The 19533-nt window shown below is 68.9% G+C and carries 14 protein-coding genes; 12 read left to right on the top strand and 2 right to left on the bottom strand.

What is annotated here, in order from left to right; all coding sequences use genetic code 11:
• Positions 1 to 504: 504 nt before the first annotated feature.
• The 4 genes from ACN269_RS00475 (at position 505) to ACN269_RS00460 (ending at position 7012) form a co-directional block, all read left to right on the top strand.
• Entirely contained in the window at positions 505 to 1638 is a 1134-nt protein-coding gene (locus ACN269_RS00475) for a glycosyltransferase family 4 protein (protein WP_421470424.1), read from the top strand.
• A gap of 67 nt (positions 1639 to 1705) precedes the next feature.
• Entirely contained in the window at positions 1706 to 3433 is a 1728-nt protein-coding gene (locus tag ACN269_RS00470) for an ABC transporter ATP-binding protein (RefSeq protein ID WP_421470423.1), read from the top strand.
• Positions 3430 to 5445, top strand: coding sequence for an ABC transporter ATP-binding protein (locus ACN269_RS00465; RefSeq protein WP_421470422.1), 2016 nt, complete (start codon positions 3430 to 3432; stop codon positions 5443 to 5445). The genes ACN269_RS00470 and ACN269_RS00465 overlap by 4 nt, the downstream gene beginning before the upstream one ends.
• A gap of 109 nt (positions 5446 to 5554) precedes the next feature.
• A complete protein-coding gene (locus ACN269_RS00460; protein WP_421470421.1) occupies positions 5555 to 7012 on the top strand; it encodes an FAD-dependent oxidoreductase in 1458 nt (485 codons plus the stop codon).
• A 485-nt stretch (positions 7013 to 7497) separates the two neighbouring features.
• Here the strand turns inward: ACN269_RS00460 and ACN269_RS00455 are convergent, their stop codons facing one another.
• Entirely contained in the window at positions 7498 to 7740 is a 243-nt protein-coding gene (locus ACN269_RS00455) for a hypothetical protein (protein ID WP_421470420.1), read from the bottom strand.
• 325 nt (positions 7741 to 8065) lie between these two features.
• On the opposite strand from ACN269_RS00455, the gene ACN269_RS00450 reads away from it, so the two are divergent.
• From ACN269_RS00450 to ACN269_RS00420, 7 genes are all read left to right on the top strand, one after another.
• Positions 8066 to 8329, top strand: coding sequence for a hypothetical protein (locus ACN269_RS00450; RefSeq protein WP_421470419.1), 264 nt, complete (start codon positions 8066 to 8068; stop codon positions 8327 to 8329).
• 65 nt (positions 8330 to 8394) lie between these two features.
• A complete protein-coding gene (locus tag ACN269_RS00445) occupies positions 8395 to 8589 on the top strand; it encodes a hypothetical protein (protein WP_421470418.1) in 195 nt (64 codons plus the stop codon).
• On the top strand, positions 8586 to 9611 hold the full coding sequence (locus ACN269_RS00440) for an HNH endonuclease (RefSeq protein WP_421470417.1): 1026 nt from the start codon (positions 8586 to 8588) through the stop codon (positions 9609 to 9611). The genes ACN269_RS00445 and ACN269_RS00440 overlap by 4 nt, the downstream gene beginning before the upstream one ends.
• Positions 9518 to 12082, top strand: coding sequence for an argonaute/piwi family protein (locus ACN269_RS00435; protein WP_421470416.1), 2565 nt, complete (start codon positions 9518 to 9520; stop codon positions 12080 to 12082). The genes ACN269_RS00440 and ACN269_RS00435 overlap by 94 nt, the downstream gene beginning before the upstream one ends.
• Positions 12079 to 13368, top strand: a complete 1290-nt coding sequence (locus ACN269_RS00430; protein WP_421470415.1) for a hypothetical protein — start codon at positions 12079 to 12081, stop codon at positions 13366 to 13368. Before ACN269_RS00435 ends, ACN269_RS00430 begins: the two co-directional genes overlap by 4 nt.
• Before the next feature lie 271 nt (positions 13369 to 13639).
• Complete coding sequence (locus ACN269_RS00425) at positions 13640 to 14365, top strand: Hachiman antiphage defense system protein HamA (protein ID WP_421470414.1); 726 nt, start codon at positions 13640 to 13642, stop codon at positions 14363 to 14365.
• 112 nt (positions 14366 to 14477) lie between these two features.
• Complete coding sequence (locus ACN269_RS00420; protein ID WP_421470413.1) at positions 14478 to 17888, top strand: DEAD/DEAH box helicase; 3411 nt, start codon at positions 14478 to 14480, stop codon at positions 17886 to 17888.
• A gap of 645 nt (positions 17889 to 18533) precedes the next feature.
• Here ACN269_RS00420 and ACN269_RS00415 read toward each other — a convergent pair.
• Positions 18534 to 18857: a hypothetical protein gene (locus ACN269_RS00415; RefSeq protein ID WP_421470412.1), complete on the bottom strand. Its 324-nt coding sequence runs from the start codon at positions 18855 to 18857 to the stop codon at positions 18534 to 18536.
• Between the two features lie 202 nt (positions 18858 to 19059).
• On the opposite strand from ACN269_RS00415, the gene ACN269_RS00410 reads away from it, so the two are divergent.
• Positions 19060 to 19512, top strand: a complete 453-nt coding sequence (locus tag ACN269_RS00410) for a hypothetical protein (protein WP_421470411.1) — start codon at positions 19060 to 19062, stop codon at positions 19510 to 19512.
• Positions 19513 to 19533 lie beyond the last annotated feature (21 nt).

Raw genomic sequence — 19533 nt, 5'->3', positions numbered from 1 at the left:
CGGCAGACATGGATCCGGTGGTGCCGGATCCACCACGACGAGGAACCGCACCGCCGACCCCCGAAGCGCGCGTGCGGCTCCGGCCTGCCGGGCGGGCTGGGACGTGGCGCCGCGTGGGCGTGACCACCGGGCGAGGCACCGACCGACACGAATCAGTCCCAGCGGAGCGTCCTCGGGGGCGCTGGTCGAAACCGGTCCCCGCTGCGGCAGCCGGCCACGCTCTGTCGGAGCATCTTCCGTTACTGGACATGGTCGATCTCGGACGCCTCCGAGACCAGGCAGAAACAGTGGTACGAGTGGCGAGGGCACCGGCAGATGCGGATGCGCTTTCCGTCGTTCGCCCTGACGGGCGGTCCGCCCGACCGAGCCCGCACTCGCTGTCTGCCGCCCGCACGCGGCGGCCGTGGTACCCCACACCGAGGGGACGGCACCAGGCGGAAACGTCGGCGAGATCGGCAGCGCACGGGGTCCGCAGGAGCCGCGACTCTGGCTACCATGCCGCTCGTGACTTCGCGCACCCTGCTCATCACCACCGACTTCCCGCCACGGATCGGCGGCATCCAGTCGTTCCTGCACAACCTCGCGATCCGTCAGCCAGCCGACTCCGTCGTCGTCTACACCGTCACCGCACCCGACGCGAAGACCTTTGACGCGCAGCAGCCGTTCGAGGTGATCCGCGAGAACACGCGCCTGTTGCTGCCCGTGCCCGCTGTGCGCCGCCGCGCGGTGGACATCGCGCGGTCCAACAGCTGCGACCAGGTATGGTTCGGCACCGCGGCGCCGCTCGGACTACTGGCGGCCGACCTGCGGAGGCAGGCCGGTGTCCGCCGGATTCTCGGGCAGACCCACGGGCACGACATCGCCTGGGCCACCCTGCCCGGAGCGCGGTCGGCACTGCGCCGCATCGGCCGCGACGTCGATGTCGTGACCTACCTCGGGGAGTACACGCGGCGCCGCCTGGCCAGGGCGCTGTCCAATCTGAGGCAGCTCGCGCCGGGTGTCGACACCGAGCGGTACCACCCAGGCGTTGACGGCTCCCCGGTGCGCGACCGGTACGGCCTGACCGGACGTCCCGTCGTGGTGTGCGTTTCCCGGCTGGTCCCCCGCAAGGGCCAGGACGTACTGCTGCGCTCGCTGCCGCTGGTACGCCGTTCCGTGCCCGACGCCAGCCTGCTGATCGTCGGCGACGGCCCGGACCGCGTACGTCTGGAGAAGCAGGCGAACGAGGCGGGCCTGGGCGACGCCGTGGTGTTCACCGGCGCGGTCGAGTCTGAGCAGCTGCCTGCTCACTACGCCGCCGGCGACGTGTTCGCGATGCCGTGCCGGACACGACGCGCCGGGCAGGACATCGAGGGCCTCGGAATCGTCTATCTCGAGGCATCCGCGACCGGTCTGCCCGTGGTGGCCGGCAACTCGGGTGGCGCACCGGATGCGGTACGCGAGGGAGAGACCGGTTACGTGGTGGACGGCCGTGACCCGAACGCGGTCGCCGAGCGCCTGGTCACTCTCCTGACCGACCGTTCGCTCGCCAAGCGGCTCGGTGACGCCGGCCGTCGCTGGGTCGAGGCCGAGTGGCACTGGGACCGCCAGGCAGCCCGCCTCGCGGATCTGCTGCGGGGCGGGCACGCACCCGCCTGACGCCGACGCCGTTTCTGCCAGCGAAACCGCATTCTGGAACGTGCCCACCCCCGGATAGCCTCGCGCTGTGTTGATCCGGCTACTGCTCAGGTTCCTGCCCGCTTACCGGCGGCAGGTGACGTACGTGGTGCTGTGGCAACTGGTCGGCACGCTGGCAGCGCTCTACCTGCCCAGCCTGTACGCCGACATCGTCGACCGGGGCATCGCGACCGGCGACACCGGCTTCATCCTGCGGACCGGGCTCCGCATGCTGGGCGTCACGGCGGTTCAGGTCGGTTGCCTGATCGCGGTGGCGTACCTGAGCGCCCAAACGGCGATGGGTGTGGGCCGGGACCTACGGCGAGCCATCTTCGAGCAGGTCGGCGAATTCTCCAGTCGCGAGATCGCCCGCTTCGGGCCGTCGTCGCTGACCGTCCGGTGCACGAACGACGTACAGCATCTCCAGCTGCTGCTCATGCTGTCACTGACCATGCTGGTCACCGCGCCCATCATGTGCGGCGGCGGACTGGTCATGGCGATCCGCGAGGACTCGGGCCTGTCCTGGCTGATGATCCTGAGCGTGCCGGTGCTGGCGGTGGCCATCGGCCTGATGGCACGCCGGTTGGTGCCGCAGTACCGGTCGATGCAGACGAGGATCGACATCATCAACGCGATGCTGCGCGAGCAGATCGCCGGCGTACGCGTGGTGCGGGCGTTCGTCCGGGAGGCGCACGAGACGTCCCGCTTCGACCGCGCCAACACCGACCTCACCGCCACCGCCATCCGGGCGGGCCGGCTGCTGGCCCTCGTGTTGCCCACGGTGACGCTGGTGAGCAACCTGACGGGCGTGGCCGTGCTGTGGTACGGCGGCCGGCGGGCCGACGCGGGTCTGGTGGAGATCGGTTCGCTCACCGCCCTGTTGAGCTACCTGATGCTGATCCTCATCTCGGTGCTGATGGCGACCTTCATCCTGATGATGGTTCCCCGGGCCACGGTGGGCGCCGGGCGGGTCCTGGACGTGCTGAACACCGCTTCCTCGGTGGTTGCCGCCGCCCATCCGGTCGCTCCGCCGCTCGCGCACGCTGACCTGGAGTTGGACGCGGTCCGGTTTCGGTACCCGGGCGCCGCCGAGCCGGTGCTGTCCGAGGTCAGCTTCCGGGCCTCGGCGGGGCATACCATCGCCGTCGTCGGCAGCATCGGGGCTGGCAAGACGACGCTGCTGTCGCTGGCGTCGAGGCTGCTCGATCCGACCGCTGGTGCGGTGCGGATCGGCGGAGTCGACGTCCGCGAGTTGGATGTCGAGGAGGTGTGGCACCGGGTTGCGCTGGTACCGCAGAGGCCCTACCTGTTCTCCGGCACCGTCGCGAGCAACCTGCGCTACGGTGACCCGGCCGCCACGGACGAGGAGTTGTGGGCCGCCCTCGACATCGCCCAGGCTCGGGACTTCGTGGCGCGGATGCCCGGGGGCCTCGACGCTGCGGTCACGCAGGGCGGCACCAACCTCTCCGGGGGGCAGCGGCAACGGCTGTCCATCGCGCGGGCGTTGGTCAAACGGCCCGACGTGCTGCTGCTGGACGATCCGTTCTCCGCGCTCGACCTGGGTACGGAGAGCCGGCTCCGCGCCGCCCTGCGCGCCGCCACCCGGCGGATGGCGGTCGTCGTCGTGGCGCAACGCGTGTCTGCCATTGTCGAGGCCGACCTGATCGTGGTCCTCGACGGCGGCCGGACGGTGGGCCTCGGGACGCACACCGACCTGTTGCGGACCTGCCCCACGTACGTCGAGATCGCCGAGTCGCAGTCGATGGCCGTCGCATGAGCGGCACGCAAGGTACGGCCGGCACGTCGTCGGCGGCCACGCCGACGGCCAAGCCGAGAGCGTTCGGGCCGTCCGCCGCCCGGCTCCTCCGGCGGTTGGCGGGCGAGCGCCTGCGGCTGCTGTCGCTCGTCGGGCTCGCCGTGGTCAGCGTGGTGCTGTATGTCCTCGGCCCGAAGGTCCTCGGGCACGCCACCGACATCATCTTCGCCGGTGTGGTGGGCCGGCGCCTCGACGCCGGGCAGAGCCTCGACCAGATCGTCGCCGACGCGCGGTCGGACGGCGACCAGGGTCTGGCCGACATGCTGCAACGCGTGCAGCCGGTGCCCGGCGTCGGTGTCGACTTCACCCGGCTGGGTCAGGTGCTACTGCTGGCCCTGTGCCTGTTCGTGGGCGCCGGCGTGCTCAGCTGGCTACAGGGGTACCTGCTCGCCGGGGTCGTGCAACGCGCGGTGCGGCAACTACGTAGCGAGGTCGAGGCGAAGCTCAACCGGCTGCCGCTGTCGTACTTCGACAAGCAACCCCGGGGTGAGCTGCTCAGCCGGGCCACCAGCGATGTCGAGAACATCGCGCAGAGCCTGCAACAGACACTCAGCCAACTGCTGACCTCACTGCTCACGGTCATCGGCGTGCTCGTCATGATGCTCGTGGTGTCGCCGCTGCTGGCCGTCATCGCGCTTGTCGCGTTACCGCTGTCCGCGCTGGTCACCCGCCAGATCGCGAAGCGGTCGCGGCGACACTTCACCGCGCAGTGGGCTCACAACGGCACGCTCACCGGCAAGATCGAAGAGGCGTTCAGCGGACACGAGCTGGTCCGGGTGTTCGGCCGCCGGCGCGAGGTGCAGGCGTCGCTCGCGGCGACGAACGACCAGTTGTACGAGGCCAACTTCCATGCCCAGTTCATGTCCGGGATCATCCTGCCCCTGATGATCCTCATCGGAAACCTGAGCTACGTCGGCATCGCGGTGGTCGGCGCGATCAGGGTGGCGACGGGTGCCATCTCGCTCGGTGACGTGCAGGCGTTCATCCACTACTCGCAGCAGTTCAGCCAGCCGCTGGCCCAGGTGGCGTCGACGGCGACCCTGGTGCAGTCCGGCGTAGCCTGCGCCGAGCGGGTGTTCGACCTCCTCGACGCCGAGGAGGAGTGCCCGGAGCCGGCCATGGTGGGCACGACCGTCCGACCGGCCCCGTCGGGTGCCGGTAGGGTGGTCTTCGATCAGGTCACCTTCGGCTACGCCGCCGGCGTGCCGTTGATGAAAGACCTGTCCCTCGTGGTCGAGCCAGGCCAGACCGTGGCCATCGTCGGTCCCACGGGTGCCGGAAAGACCACCCTGGTCAACCTCGTCATGCGGTTCTACGAGCTGGACGGCGGGCGGATCACCCTCGACGGCGTGGACATCGCCCAGCTGCCCCGGGCGCAGCTGCGCGGCATGATCGGTATGGTCCTCCAGGACGCCTGGCTGTTCGGCGGCACGATTCGAGACAACATCGCCTACGGCCGGTTGGGCGCGACCGAGGACGAGATCCTCGCGGCGGCGCGCGCGACCTACGTCGACCGTTTCGTACGCGGCCTTCCGCACGGATACGAAACCGGCATCGACGAGATCGGTGGCAACATCAGCGCCGGCGAGAAACAGCTGGTCACCATCGCCCGGGCGTTTCTCGCCGACCCGCCCCTGCTGATCCTGGACGAGGCGACCACCTCGGTCGACTCACGTACCGAAGTGCTGGTCCAACGCGCGATGGCGGCGCTACGGACGGGACGGACGACCTTCGTCATCGCCCACCGCCTGTCGACCATCCGCGACGCCGATCTGATCCTCGTGATGGAGGACGGATGCGTCGTCGAGCAGGGCACCGAGCCCGAGCTGCTCGCCGCCGACGGCGCGTACTGCCGCCTCTACCACGCGTTGGCCGGTGCGGCCAGCGACGAGGCGACGGCGCGCGCCGGCCGCGGACCGGTCCCGGCAGTCTCCACGAGCTCCGGCACGGTCCGCGCGCCGCATCCCCGCTAGGTCGACTTTCTACTGTGGAAGGACGTCCCATGACAGACACCGCCTACCCCACCGCCCACGCGGTCCGATACGCGCCCGGCGTGGTGGCCGCGAAACCACAGGGGACGATGTGAGGGCCGGGCGGCGACGTGCCGTCGTCCTCGGCGGTGGACTCGTCGGCATGCTCACGGCGCACGTGCTGGCGCGGCACTTCAGCGCCGTCGACGTCGTGGACCGGGACGAGCTGCACACGCCCGGTCCACAACGACGCACCGGGCTCCCACAGGCCCGGCACCTGCATCAGCTGTGGTCGAGCGGCGCTCGAGTGCTCGACGCCCTGCTCCCCGGCCTGACGCAACAGCTACTCCAGGCCGGGGCGCAGCGCGTCGGTATCCCCACCGGCAACGTGCTGCTCAGCGCGTACGGTTGGCAGCACCGCTTTCCCGAAGCGCAGTTCATGCTCTCGTGCAGTCGTGACCTGTTGGACTGGACAGTTCGCGAGCGGGTGCTGGCTAACCCGAGGATCACCGTACGAAGTAACACGGAGGCGGTCGGCCTGCTCGGCTCGGCCGAGGCGGTCACCGGCGCCGCCGTACGTCCGGTGGTCGACGGCGAGACCACCGAGCTGGCCGCCGACCTGGTCGTCGACGCCACCGGTCGCGCATCCGCGAGCCGGCGATGGCTCGCGGAGTTGGGGATGCCGCCGGTCGAGGAGGACGTTGTCGACAGCGGCATCACGTACGCCACCCGGCTGTTCCGGGTGCCCGACTGGGTGGACGGCGGCTTCCCCGGAGTGAGCGTGCAGGCGGACCATCACGCACGGCGGCCCGGTCAGACCGGGTATCTCCTGCCAATCGAGGGTGATCGGTGGATCGTCACCCTGTCCGGCACGCGCGGCGGCGAGCCGTCGGCAGACGACGATGCCTTCACCGAGTTCGCCGGCAACCTGCGCCACCCGATCATCGCGGAGCTGATCGCCGGCGCGGAGGCACTCACCCGGGTCCACCGGTCGCGGAGCACCGCCAACCGCCGCCTGTACCTCGAGCGCGCCGATGACTGGCCGGCCGGCCTGCTCGTGCTGGGCGACGCGATGGCCTCGTTCAATCCGGCATACGGGCACGGCATGGTGACGGCTGCCCGCAGCGCAGCGGTCCTGGACCGCGAACTGGAAGCGGGCGACGCCGGTCCGGCCACGATCCGACGGGTCATGCGAGGCCTCGCCGACGTCGTCGACGACGCATGGGCTTTCGCCACCTCGCAGGACATCTGCTATCCCAACTGCCGTGTGACCAGTCGCGACATCCGCCTCGCCCCGCAGCAGGCCGCCGCGCGGAGGGAGATGACGGACGCGATCGGGATGACAGCCGCCCGGCAACCGACGCTCGCGTCGGCGCTCTTCGACGTCGCCACGCTGGCGGCCCCGGCGAGCAGCCTGCTGGAACCGCGCGTGCTCAATGCGCTGCGCACCGGGCCCACCCACCCGCCGCTGGACGCACCTCCGTTCACCCCCGACGAACTCGCCATGCTGCGGCGAGCCAACCGCCGCACGGCAACCGTCACGTCGCCGGCTGTCGGCCAATGGTCGTAGGGCCGAACATGTGACCGAGCGCAGGTCACCGGGCTGCCGCAGGCCGACCGCCCAGCGATCCCGGACGTCACAGCGACAGCGCTCACGCATCTCGGCCACGGAGCGCTTCAGGTGCACGTGACTGCGGCGGTCCCGGCCTGTGGCTGACCACCGCACACCTCAAGCAAGCTGTTCACCTACGCGCGCGCAGGACGCTACCCGCACAACGAGGTCGAGCGCGCTCGCGGCGCCGGTTACACCTGCCGCGCCGCACCCGTTGTCAGCTGACGAGACGACGCGGCTTGTCCCGTGGTCCCGGATGCTGTCGATGATGCGGGTCCAGTTGTCACCACCGTGCCCATTGCCGATCGACTCAGCCGGGTCAACGTCATGCCGCGCACCACCGCGCAGGCCGTGTGGTCCCCACTTGGTCCCCGGGACGCTGACACGGGTGGGGGCCGCCAGCGTACGGACCAGGAAGTGTGGACACGGCGGAAGTCCCATCGTCATGAACCCTCATCCCGCAACCGGGCTCGTGCCTGCTCGACCAGCTCGACGTACTGCGGCGAGAACGGCTCGACCAGCTCCCGTTCCAGCAGGCAGGTGAGATTCCACAGCGCCCGTTGCTCCGCCTGATCCTCGACAAGGTCAGCGAAGTCGTTGGTGGTCTCGTCGGTGCGATACAGCCACTCGAACAGAACCAGCGCCTCGTCGCGGCTGAGCCGCAAGACCACCTCGTCCTCTGCCACGCAAGCAAGCGTACGGACACCTTCAGTTCCAGCGGACGAAGATCATGCAGGCAAGGGCCCGGTGGGTCAGGCAGAGGCAGAAAGCTCGGCCAAGCAGCGCCAGGCCAGCTCCAACGTGACTGACGTTGGTCCCCAAAACGGCGAAAGGGCCGACCCGATATTCGGATCAGCCCTCTGACCTGCGTCGGGACGGCCGGATTCGAACCGACGACCCCTTGACCCCCAGTAGTCCGGTGGTCCAGCGGCGTGCTCAGGCACGTTCTCCCAGGTCGCGTGAAGTGTAAACCAGCCGAGTAAAGGAGTCATCGCACCACTCCCCCGCCTCATGCCTGGGCGCCGAGCACCGCATCAGCGGACGTCCTGGCCGTTGCGGCTGCACGACGCCGACGGTGAGGTAAAGACCCTGAGCTGGGGTAGGCTGGCCAATCTGACCGCGTATCAGCAGGAAGCCGCCGCCCGCGAACGCGGTCTGGAGACGGTAATCGCGGCCCTTTGTACGAAGAACACCGACCTCAACACCCGGCTCGGCGAAGCCCGGATCAGTGCCGCGGCGGCCGACGCCCGCGCCGACAGCGTCGAGGCCCGTTAGACCCAGCTACTCATCGTCCTGTCCGTCCCGGCGCACTGCGGCGCCGCAGTGAAAGGCCCCGACGCATGACCTCGACGGCACCCACCTCGTCGTTCCGGCCGCTGTGGCTGGCCGTCTTCGTCCTCGCCGCCGCGGCGGTCGGCGCGGTGGCCGGGCTGCTCGCCGTCGCCGGCGGCACCGACATGCCCACCGCCATCCTTACCGGCACCGTCGCGCTGCTACTCGCCTTGGCGCATTACCTGTCCGGCAGCGCACGGTGACCGTGGGCACCGCCCCGGTGCGGTATCAGCCGAACGCCGACAACACGGTGCTGCGCGACGTGCTGCACCGGCTGTGGGGTTACCGGTGCTACGCCTGCGGAAAACCCAAAGATTTCACCGACGTCCAGATCGACCACCTCATCGCGCGGAACCTGACCCCCGCCAACCGCGCCACCGTGCTGCACGGCTACGGACTGCCGCCCAAGTTCGACCTCGACCGGTCGGCGAACCTGGCCCCGATCTGCGGCGACTGCAACCGTAAGAAGAGCAACCACCACGCCCCGACGATCACGCTGATCCTCGGCATGCATTTGGGCAAGGCCCGCAAGCTCGAGCCCCGGGTGGACGCCGCCGTCCGCGGCTTCGCCGCCGGCAACCGGATTGGCAGCTACCTGCGCCGCGTCAACGCCGACAGCCTGCACGACAGCTCGGCCCGGACCGCCTTCCTGCGCCATGCGCCAGCGATCGTGCAGAAACTGGCCCTCACCGACCCGGTCGGCGTCGACTTCTTCACCGCTGACCACCTGCACGTCGACCTGGAGTACCTTGCGGTCCCGGTCGCGCTGACCCTCAACCAGCGGGGCCGCACTGCCATGACGGTGCTGACCGAGATCATCGGGTGCCCATTGGTCGACGCCCTGCGCAGCGGGGTGCACGCTTTGGTTGGCGCGGTCGCCGAGCAGGCCCGTGGTTCCATCGAGGGCGTGGATCTGCCGAACGGTCCGGTGAACGCCGAAGAACCGCAGTGCGACGACCTCGACCTGACCATCGACGAGATCGACTTCAGCCGTGCGAACGACGAGCTGACGATCGCCTTCGACGGTGCGTTCTCCGGTCACTTCTCCGGCTCCGTGGTCTTCGATGCCCCGGGCGGTGACGGTCTGATGGTTTCCTCGGCGGACAGTGAGGTCGCTGGCCGGTTTGCATTGTGGGCCAGCTGGCGGCTCGGTGCCGCGGGCGGGCCACCGGCCGAGTCGTCCGCGGAAGTCACACACTGGGCGCGCAGCAGCGTGCTGATCTGATCCGAGTCGGCGGCGCCCAAGGCACCGGCGACTCGAATAGTCGCCCGAGACGCTGGGCGGCCGGTTCCTGCCGCCGGCACCGCGGCGTTTTTGTCGTACCTCGATGCGACGATGGGTGGTCGTCGGCGCGACGGTCGACGGCACACCCCACGGCCCTGTCCTTCGACGAGGTGTTGCTCTTGAGTCCGCGGCCCGGCCCGCCACAGCTGGCATTCAACTTCCTACCCGTCACTTTCACCGCGGCCACGTTCGACGGCGGCGAGGTGCCCTATACCTCACCCGAGCAATTGTCCGCACTGCGCGTCAAGCTCGTCGACAGTCACGTCGTCACCAGGATCCGGGACTCGATCAAGTGCATCCCGATCGTTGACGGCGCTGACCCGTACGGCACCCCGACGACGTATCACCTGCGGGAGCACAAGCCGCTGACGATGCGGCTGGCGGAGCAGGCGCTGCTGCGTGCGGTCCGCGGCTGGGGGTACCAGCTGCGCAAACGGCAGCCAGTCACGTTCGTGTCCCGGTTCGCCGGTAAGGATCTGCTCGAGCCGCTCGTGGGTGAGCACCGCCCGCAGGCGCTCGGCCGGTTGCACGTCTACCCCCAGTTCATCTTGGATGCCCGGACGATGGGCCCGTCCGACCGGCCGGGTGTGATCGTCGGCGTCAAGACCCGCCGCGAGATCGACCTGACCGTCGCGGAGCTGCTCGAGCTGGGGGTCGGTGTGCTCGGTCAATACGTGCTCGCCGATCCTGGCAAGATGGTCACGGAGCCGGACATGGATCCGTGGGCGTACCGGCGCGCGGCCGGGGCGGTGGAGCGGGTGCACGGCAGCGACCTGATCCTGCGCGACGCCCCCGGTGCGGACACCGTGGACGCGAGCCAGGCGTGGCTCGAGAGCAGGCTGGAGACCTTCCAGGACGTCCTGCGCACGCTGGCCGGCGCCGACGGCGCCCGCATCCAGCGGGAACTCGACCAGGCGGCCTTCGAGTTGCTAGGCGCCTTTGGCCGCTACGAGAAGACGATCGACATCGCCACCCGACTCGGTAAGCACGGGCCGCTGCTGCTGGCCAACGGGCTGGCCGCCACCATCGAGCAGCCGGTCGGTTCGAGCAACGGGCGCTCGGTACACAGTGTGCGGTACCAGTCGCCGACGTTCCGGTTCGACCAGGCCGGCGACAAAACCGACTACAAGCTGGAGCGTGGCCTGACCACGAATGGACCGTTCGACGTCGAATTCTTCGCGAACAAACGACCCCGGATCGCGGTGATCACACCGCGCGAGCACAAGGGCGTCGTCGAGAACTTCATCAACCAGCTGCTGCACGGCGTACCCGGGCAGAACCCGTTCAGCCAGGGTTTCATCCGCAAGTACCACCTGGCCAGCTGCGACGTCTCAGTGCACCCTTTCGATGGCGGCCCGCTAGACGCCGGCGCCTACCGGCACGCCTGCCGGGCAGCGCTGCAGGCCGGCGCCGTCGACCTGGCCATCGTGATCACCAGCGAGGCGCAGACCCACCTGGCCGGCGACGACAGTCCGTACCTGGTGGCGAAGTCCACCTTCATGGGGCACGGCGTGCCGGTCCAGGAGGTCAAGATCGAGACGGTGCGGCTGCCGAAGCTCGCCGTCCCGCTCAACAGCATCGCGCTGGCCTGCTACGCCAAGCTGGGCGGGATCCCGTTCGTGATCGCCGCGCCCCGCGCGCTGGCGCAGGAGCTGGTCATCGGAATCGGCAGCGCCCACGTGAAGGCCAGCCGGCTCACCGAGCCGGAGCGGGTCGTGGGTATCACCACCGTTTTCTCCGCCGACGGCACCTACCTGCTGTCGAACGCCTCCCGAGAGGCCGACTACGCCGACTACCCGCGAGAGCTGCTGCGCTCGCTCACCGAGTGCATCGAGGACATCAAGAACCGCAACGCCTGGCAGCGCGGCGACGGCCTGCGCCTGATCTTCCACGTGTTCAAGCCACTCAAGGATGTCGAGGCGATCGCGGTCAAGCAGTTGGTGGAACGGCTCACCCGCGACTACGCGTCGGTCGAGTTCGCGTTCGTCCACGTCAGCAACGATCACGAGCTGGTGATGTTCGACCGGGTGAGCGCCGGCATCGCCACCCATGGCGGCTCGGTTAAGGGCCGGTTCGTCCCGGAGCGCGGGCACGCCGTCGCGATCGGACGGCGCGAGATGCTGCTGGCCGTCGGTGGCCCCTACGATCTCAAGAGCGCCACCCACGCGATCCCCAAGCCGCTGCTGCTCAAGCTGCACGCCGAGTCGACGTTCACCGACATCGAATACCTCGCCCGGCAGGCCTACCGGTTCACCAGCATGTCATGGCGCACGATGTACCCCTCGCGGCTGCCGGTGACCATCCAATACTCCGATCTGATCGCCGAGCTGCTCGGCCAGTTGCGGCACGTGAAGAACTGGAACGCTGACGCGATCGTCACCCGCCTGCGCGGCAGCCGGTGGTTCCTGTGACCGCCCCGGACCCCGGCGCGCTTGTGCCGGTGGGCTCCCTGCTCGGCGATCAGCTCCGGGCCCTGCAGGAGCCGCTGCTGCGGGCCAACCTGCCCGGCAACCTCGACGGACTGCTCGCCCATCACCTGCTGGGCGGGCGTCACCTCGGATTCCGCTGGAACGTCGATCCGCTGACGCCGGCGTGGCTGCGCGATAACACGCACCGGTTCATCCAAGCCGCGGGTCTGGCCGTGCTCGGCTACGGCCTGACTGCGTTCCCGGGCGAGCAGAGCCCGGCGGCCCAGGAACTGCTGATCGACGGCATCGCCGAAGTGATGCGCCGCAGCCCCTTCCAGAGCGATGGGGTGACCTTCATCAACGACCCCGGCCAGCTCGTCGGCCTGGCCCTGGCGGCCAACGCCGTGGCCGGCGAGGCACCCCAGGTCCGCACCTGGCTGAGAACAGTGCTGCAGGACGCCCGGCTACGCCCGCCGACCCTGCTGCTCCAGCTGTTCCAGGAGTACGCTCGCCATCTGCTCGACCTGGACCCGGCGGCCCGGCCGGCCCTGGACGGCATCGACGACCCGGTCGAGCTGGCCGCGCTGCACTGGGTCCTGACCCTGCCGCCCCGCCCCGCGGCCGGCGACCCCAACCAGCTGCGCCTGCTGCATTCCCGTCTGATCAACGCGATCCTGCTCGGCGGGCCGCGTCCGGTCGCCGCGTGGCGGTCAGCGCTGTTGATCGAGGCCACCACTCGCATCGTCGCCAGTAGCATCGATGATCAGCTACTCAGCCTCAACTACGTCGGCGTGCTGCTGAGCCGGTTCGAGGACGCGATGCGCCACTGGCGCTACGACACCACCGGCGAGCGACCCATCCGATGGCCGATCACCTCCGAACGCGAGGTCCAGGACATCCTCTGGATGATGCTGCGGCCGGTCTTCCCCGACCTCGTCGACGAGGAGACCCTCCGCAAGATCGGGCACAGCACGTACCGGGCCGACTTCGGCATCCCGTCGCTCGGCCTGCTGATCGAGGTCAAGTACGCCCGGAAGGCCGGCGACTTCAAGGAGTTCGAGCAGCAGATCTTCATTGACTACGTCGCCTACCTGACCGGCAACGGCCCCTACCGCAAGCTGGCCGTGTTCATTTACGACGAGTCCGGCTCCGTCCAGGAGTACGGCACCACCCGCCGTGCACTATTGGAACGGCCTAACATCACCGACGTCGTCATCGTGTCCCGGCCGAGCCACGTGCCGGTCCCCACCCGTCAGTCCCGCTCACGCCGGTCCGGCTCCCGACCCTGACGGCCGTCCGGTAATCCGCTGCGCAGCGCAATCCGCGCGGTCGGCACGTTTTCAACCGACCGGCCGGTGGAGTCATCCCATGATGGCCCTACGCCTGTCTCGACCGAATGGGTGCAGGGGAGTATCCACGGCCGGGCTCATCGCCGTCGACAGGGACCCAGCCTGGTTCCTGACTCGGTACAGTTCCTCCACCGAAAATGTTGCCCACGGAAGGACACGTGCGCGGTTGGACACCGTTGACTTCCGGAACTGGTGCACCCTGGGTGCACTCGTGTCCATCGGCACCCACCACGCTGGCGTCATCGAGTCATTCGACGACGCCACTGGCATCGCTACCCTCGCCGCTGCGCTGCCCGGCGCGTACGCCGACTCCGGGTCCCTCGCCCTCATCGCCCGCCGGCTTGGCAAGGACGGGGTGGCCAAGTTCCTCAGCAACAAGCTGCCGACCAAGGCATCTGCACGGTCCGGGGACATGGGCGAGATCCTTGCGACGGCGTACCTGCACGAAGAGCACGGATGGGTGGTCGGACCGAGTCGGCTCATCCAACGCGACCATCAGCAGTGGGCGATGCGCGGCGACGACGTGCTGGGCGCGAAGCTCGACACCGCGGGCAAGGCGGTGATCATCAAGGCGGAGGCCAAGAGCCGCGTCACCCTCGCCAAAGCCACCGTCACGGAGGCCCGCAACGGTCTGGCGCGGGAAATGGAGATGCCCTCGGCACACTCGCTCACCCAGTTCGCTGAGCGGCTGCTGTCGACAGCCGATGCCGAGGTCGGCGAAGCCGTGCTGATGCTGCAGCTACTCGACGAGGTCCGTGCCAACCGGGTGAGGCACCTGATGTTCCTATTCACTAGCAACGACCCCGGCAAACACGTGACCGCTGACCTGCAGGGGTACACAGGCGCCGTCGCGCAGCTAACCATCACGCTGCGGGTACACGGCCACAAGAAGTTCATCACCGACGCCTACGAGCTGGTGGTCACCGATGGCTCGTGAAGCGCAGCGCCTGGCACAGCTGCTGACGGTGGCCACTGACGCCGGCTTCCGCGGCCGGCTCCTGGCCCGTGGGCAGGCCCAATCGATGATTCGCCGCGAAGGGGTCCTGCCTGTGGGTGCACCCACGTTCAGCGCCTTCCTCGACGCCGACCTGCTCAACTACGGATACGCTTTGCTGTCGACCAGCCTCGGCTTGCTGGAGGCGGCCGAGGACAACACGACGGACCAGCTGACCCTCACCCGGGAAGGCTTCATCCAGAGCTCGTACGCCATCGAGGCTGCCACCCGCAACGCAGCCCCCAGACCCGATCTGGCGTTTCATAACCTCGTCGCCGGGGCGGCCAGCCACCTCGCCGGCTACGCCGCCCGCGCGTACTCGCTGATACAGGCGAGCCGCGGGTCGGGCCGGCTCACGCCGATGGAGCACACCCTCGCGGACTTGCTCATGCGCGACTTGTCCGCTATCGACCAGCGGACCCTGCGGCTGCGGTCGTCACCTGAGGTCTCCGACGAGGCCATGCTGTCCGCCTTCACCGCACCCGACGTCGACCCGGACGACCCGGATGTCCTGAACGACCTGGAATACGCAGCTGATCAGGTCGGGCCCGTCATGCTGCTGCTCAGCGAGAACTACCTCTCCGCGGTTTCGGCCGCCCTGTTCGCCATCGAGATTGGCAGCCGCGCCCTGCTCGACGCCGCGCTGCAAGACCTGCAGCTCGGGGAACAGGCTTCTTCGGACGTCAACGCGCCCGGGCCATGGTGGGTGTACCGCCTGACCCGGCACCTGCTCGGCGAGCTGTTCGACACCAGCCTGCAGACGACGATTCCGCAGCCCCCACCGCTCGGAGCCGCAGCTGACCGTGCCGGCCGGTGGCGCGAACTTCGGGAGACCTTCGTCGCGTCGCTCCTGGCCCGCGAGCGCGCCGAGATTGACCTGTGGCCGTCACAGTTGCATGTCGTCTACCGGATCTTCCAGGACTCGCGGGATCTCGTCGTCGCGCTGCCGACCAGCGCCGGCAAGACCCGCATCGCCGAACTGGCGATCCTGGCGTGCCTCGCCCTAGGCCGCCGGACGGTGTACGTCACCCCGTTACGGGCCCTGTCCGCGCAGACCGAGCACGTTCTAACCCGGACCTTCGCCCCGCTGGGCATCCGGGTCTCGTCGTTGTACGGCAGCATGGGCACCAGCGACGTGGACGAGGACACCCTGCGCTCCGGTGAGGTCGTCGTCGCCACCCCGGAAAAGCTGGACTTCGCGCTGCGCTCCGATCCGTCCGTGCTCGACGACGTCGGCCTGATCGTGCTCGACGAGGGACACATGATCGGCGCCTCCGAGCGGGAGGTCCGCTACGAAGCCCAGATCCAGCGCCTGCTGCGCCGCTCCGACGCCGCGACCCGGCGCATCCTGTGCCTCTCGGCGGTGTTTCCCTCCGGCGATGACCTTGACGACTTCGTCGCATGGATCACCGACGATGAGCCGGACGGCCTGCATCGCGAAGGCTGGCGCCCGACCGGGCAGCGGTTCGGGCTAGTCGAGTGGCGCGACGACCACGCCCGGCTGACGATCACGCTCGGACCGGAACAGTCGTTCATTCCCCGCTACTTCGAGGCCAAGAAACCCAGCGGGCGGCGCCGCAAGCTGTTCCCGGCCGACCAGCGCGAGCACGTCATCGCCACCGGGTGGCGGCTGGTCGAGGAGGGCCAAACCGTCCTTGTGTTCTGCCCGCAACGCAACTCGGTCGAGCCCTACGCCCGGAAGATCATCGACCTGCACGGCCGCGGACTGGTCCCGTCCGTGCTGCCGGACGGCGTCGATCTCAGCGACGCGCTGACCGTCGGAGCGGAGTGGTTCGGTGCCGACCACCCCATCCTGCGCTGTCTTGAGCTCGGCGTGGCCATCCACCACGGAGCGCTGCCGGGACCGTTCCGCCGCGAGGTGGAACGGCTGCTGCAACGCGGGAGTCTGAAGGTCACCATCGCCTCGCCGACACTGGCCCAGGGGCTTAACCTGTCCGCCTCGGCCGTGCTCTTTCACGGGCTGCGCCGCAGCGGGGAACTGCTCAAGGGATCCGAGTTCGCTAACGTGATCGGGCGGGCCGGCCGGGCGTTCGTCGACACCGAAGGTCTCGTCCTCTATCCGATCTTCGAGACCGGTGCCTGGCGGCGCCAGGAATGGCTCAAGCTGACTCAGGGCGACGGTGGTCGCCCGCTGCAGTCCGGACTCATCGGCGTCGGCGTCGCTCTGGTCCGGCAGCTGCTCACCGCCTACGGGCTGACCTCGGTCGAACCGGTGCTCGCCTATCTCACCGGCGGCCTGGACTGGTCGCTGCCCGTGCTGTCCGCCGGCACCGCTGACGAACAGGCCGCCGCAGCGGCGGGCTGGCGGTCGAACCTCGCGCTGCTCGACATCGGCATCCTGAGCATCGTCGGTGACGGCGACCAGGACCTCGTCACGGACGCGGCGACGCAGTTCCTCACCGATGCGCTGCGCGACTCATTGTTCGAGCGTCAGCTGCGCCGTTATAACGACACCGCCCAGGCCGTCCTGCGCGAAGTCGTCTTCAGCCGGACCCGGCACCTGTGGCGCACGTCGACGGCCTCGCAGCGCCGCGGCTGGTATCTGGCCGGACTGGGCGCGCAAGCAGGATCCGAACTCGCGCAGGTCTCGGGGCACATCGTCGCGTTGGCCGGCCAGGCCGAAACGGCACTCCTCGGCGACGACCACGAGCAAGCCGGCGACCTGATCATCCAGATCGCCGACGTCGTGTTCGCAGTGCCGGCGTTCGCACCGGAGAACCCGGTCGACAACCGCGACACGGTGCTGCGGCACTGGGTTCATGGGCTGGCCCTCAGCGAGGTGCCGGGCGACAGGGTCCAGATCGCGCAGTTCATCGAAGCCGACGTCATCTACCGGCTGGTGTGGGGAATCGAGGCAGCCCGTGTCTATGAGACCGCCCAGGACGACGCCGACGCCACCGCCCTGCTGGGCACTGCGGTCGCCGCGATCGAGACGGGCACCTTTCACCTGCCGGCCTCGGTCCTCATCCGCTCCGGATTCGACTATCGCCTCGCCGCCATTTCGGCGGTGACCAGCACTGGCGCCGCCTTCGAGACGGTGGCCGGTATGCATCACTGGATCGACAACCTCGACCCCGCCCACACGCTGAGCCCTCAGTGGCCGACACCCGAGTCGCGGTCGGCGTGGGAGGCGTTCACGAACCCCGCACGGACCCGCCGCACACGCCGGTGGCGCCGGCAGACCGTGGTCGTCCCCGATGTCGTCTGGCACGCGGCGGCACCGGATCCCGAAACGTGGCTACGGGTGACCGACACGGACCCAGGAAAGATCGACATCTGGTCGACGGGTTTCGACCTGCTGGGCGAGGCGACAGTTCGCCTCGCCCAGCAGCGGCACGGGGTGCTGCGTGCCCGGCGCATGCCCGTCGGTACTGGGATCGTGCTGCACTATCAGGGCCCCGAGGAGGTGTCGCCCTCGCCGGCGGGCGCACCGCTGCCCTCGTGAGACAGGCGGCTGCGCTGCCTGCGGCCGTACGGTCCCTGCCGGCCCCGAATGATTTGGTGCCGGCAGCGCCTGTCGTATCCGACGGAGCTAATGCCTCGTCATGCAGCCTTGAACGGGTAATCCGGGTGGCGGATCTTGGAGTTGATCGCGAACTCGGATTTGGCCGGGCGTGCTGGTTGCGCCATCGGATGTAGTCACCGAGGTTCGCATCCCAGATCTGACCCACGACCTCCTGTTCGAACGCGTCCTCGCCGGCTGCCGCTATCACCCACGCATCGATGAAGGCTTCCGGGCCGTCGCCATACCGGCGGGTGACGTGATCGTAGTAGTGGAGCGACCATGCGGTCGTTAGCTGCCGCCGCGGTGCCAGCGTGTAGAGCGCCAGCTAGGCGCCAAGCATGACACTGACGCTGGCGACGAGCGGTGTGCCTTGGCCCAAGAGCCGTGGGCCGACGGTCGTTGTCCGGCCAGGATCCCGGCGTCAGCCAGGGCGGCAGCCGTCTTCACATCGGCGAAGCCGATCATCATCCGCGTCGCGCAGGCCGCCGGCAAACTCGTCACGCCACCCGCACGAGTGCTGGCACGGCCGTCCGGCGCCCTGCGCTGAGGGGGACGGACCGAATCGTGGGCGGCGGCGAGTTCGGCCTATTGCTCTGGAAAGGCGGAGTCGAGAACCATCGACGCGACGTGCAGGGCGTACTCCAATTCAGCGGGGCCACCGATGCGGGCAATGCAGTCAACCACCCGGTGAAGGAGGAGCGGGTCCTCGCGGTAGTCATCAACCATGTCCATGATGATCCGGAGGTAGTCAGAGCGGCCCTGGACTCGGACGGCCCACACCAGTTCCTGCGGGTAGTCTTCGCAGATCGCTGCAACCGTCGCCGGCGACAACATGCGCATCGCGGCCTCAATCGCCTCCTTCCGCAACTGAGTCGTCGGCGCAACCGCGAGCACAGCCGCCCAGCTCATTCACCAGGGTGCAATACTTCGAAATCAGTGCCCCCGGGGAGTACGTGTGTGGCGCGTTCGCCGGTTCCTCGAGGTCTCCCTCAGTGGCTCGCAGAGCCAGCAGCCGTCTTGCCTGGTCGTCGAGCCCATTCTCGCTGTAGAACTTGTACGCCGCCCAGCGCCGGAGCGTCCGCTCGCTGCAGACACATGCAAAGGCGAGGTCGTGAGCACCGGAGACGGTCAACAAAAACAGCATGCGTTGCAGCGCGTGATCGACCTCAAGACGACACCAGCCGGGCACCTTTCGCTGGTGGACGTCATACAGCGCGTCGACGAGTCGCTCGATGTCGTCGGATGCGAGCATGGCAAGGCGATCGATGATCTCCCCTACCAGGAGGGTCGGACCGTCACGCCGTTGCTCGTCAAGCCGGCGAACAGCATCCAACAACCCATCGAACGAGAATCCGGCGTAGCCGTACCGGCACCGAGCCACTGTGGCCCCGAGGTCCTTCAGGCCCTTTTCCCGGCGGTGGTCCAGCCCCCCAAGGATTGGGGTAGCGGCGAAGGTAAGCGGGAAGATCCCCAGGCTGCGCAACAGATTCGGTCACCGCGACAGTATGTGGCGACGGTACGACGCGCAGGCCCGGCGGCATCGCCGAAGCGGATGCGGCGGTAGTTGGCTGCCGATCGCTGTCCT

This window comes from Micromonospora sp. WMMD736 (assembly GCF_049179015.1).
Lineage (GTDB): Bacteria > Actinomycetota > Actinomycetes > Mycobacteriales > Micromonosporaceae > Micromonospora.
The sequence above is the reverse complement of the archived record's forward strand: the minus strand, read 5'-3'. Positions and strand labels throughout refer to the sequence as shown.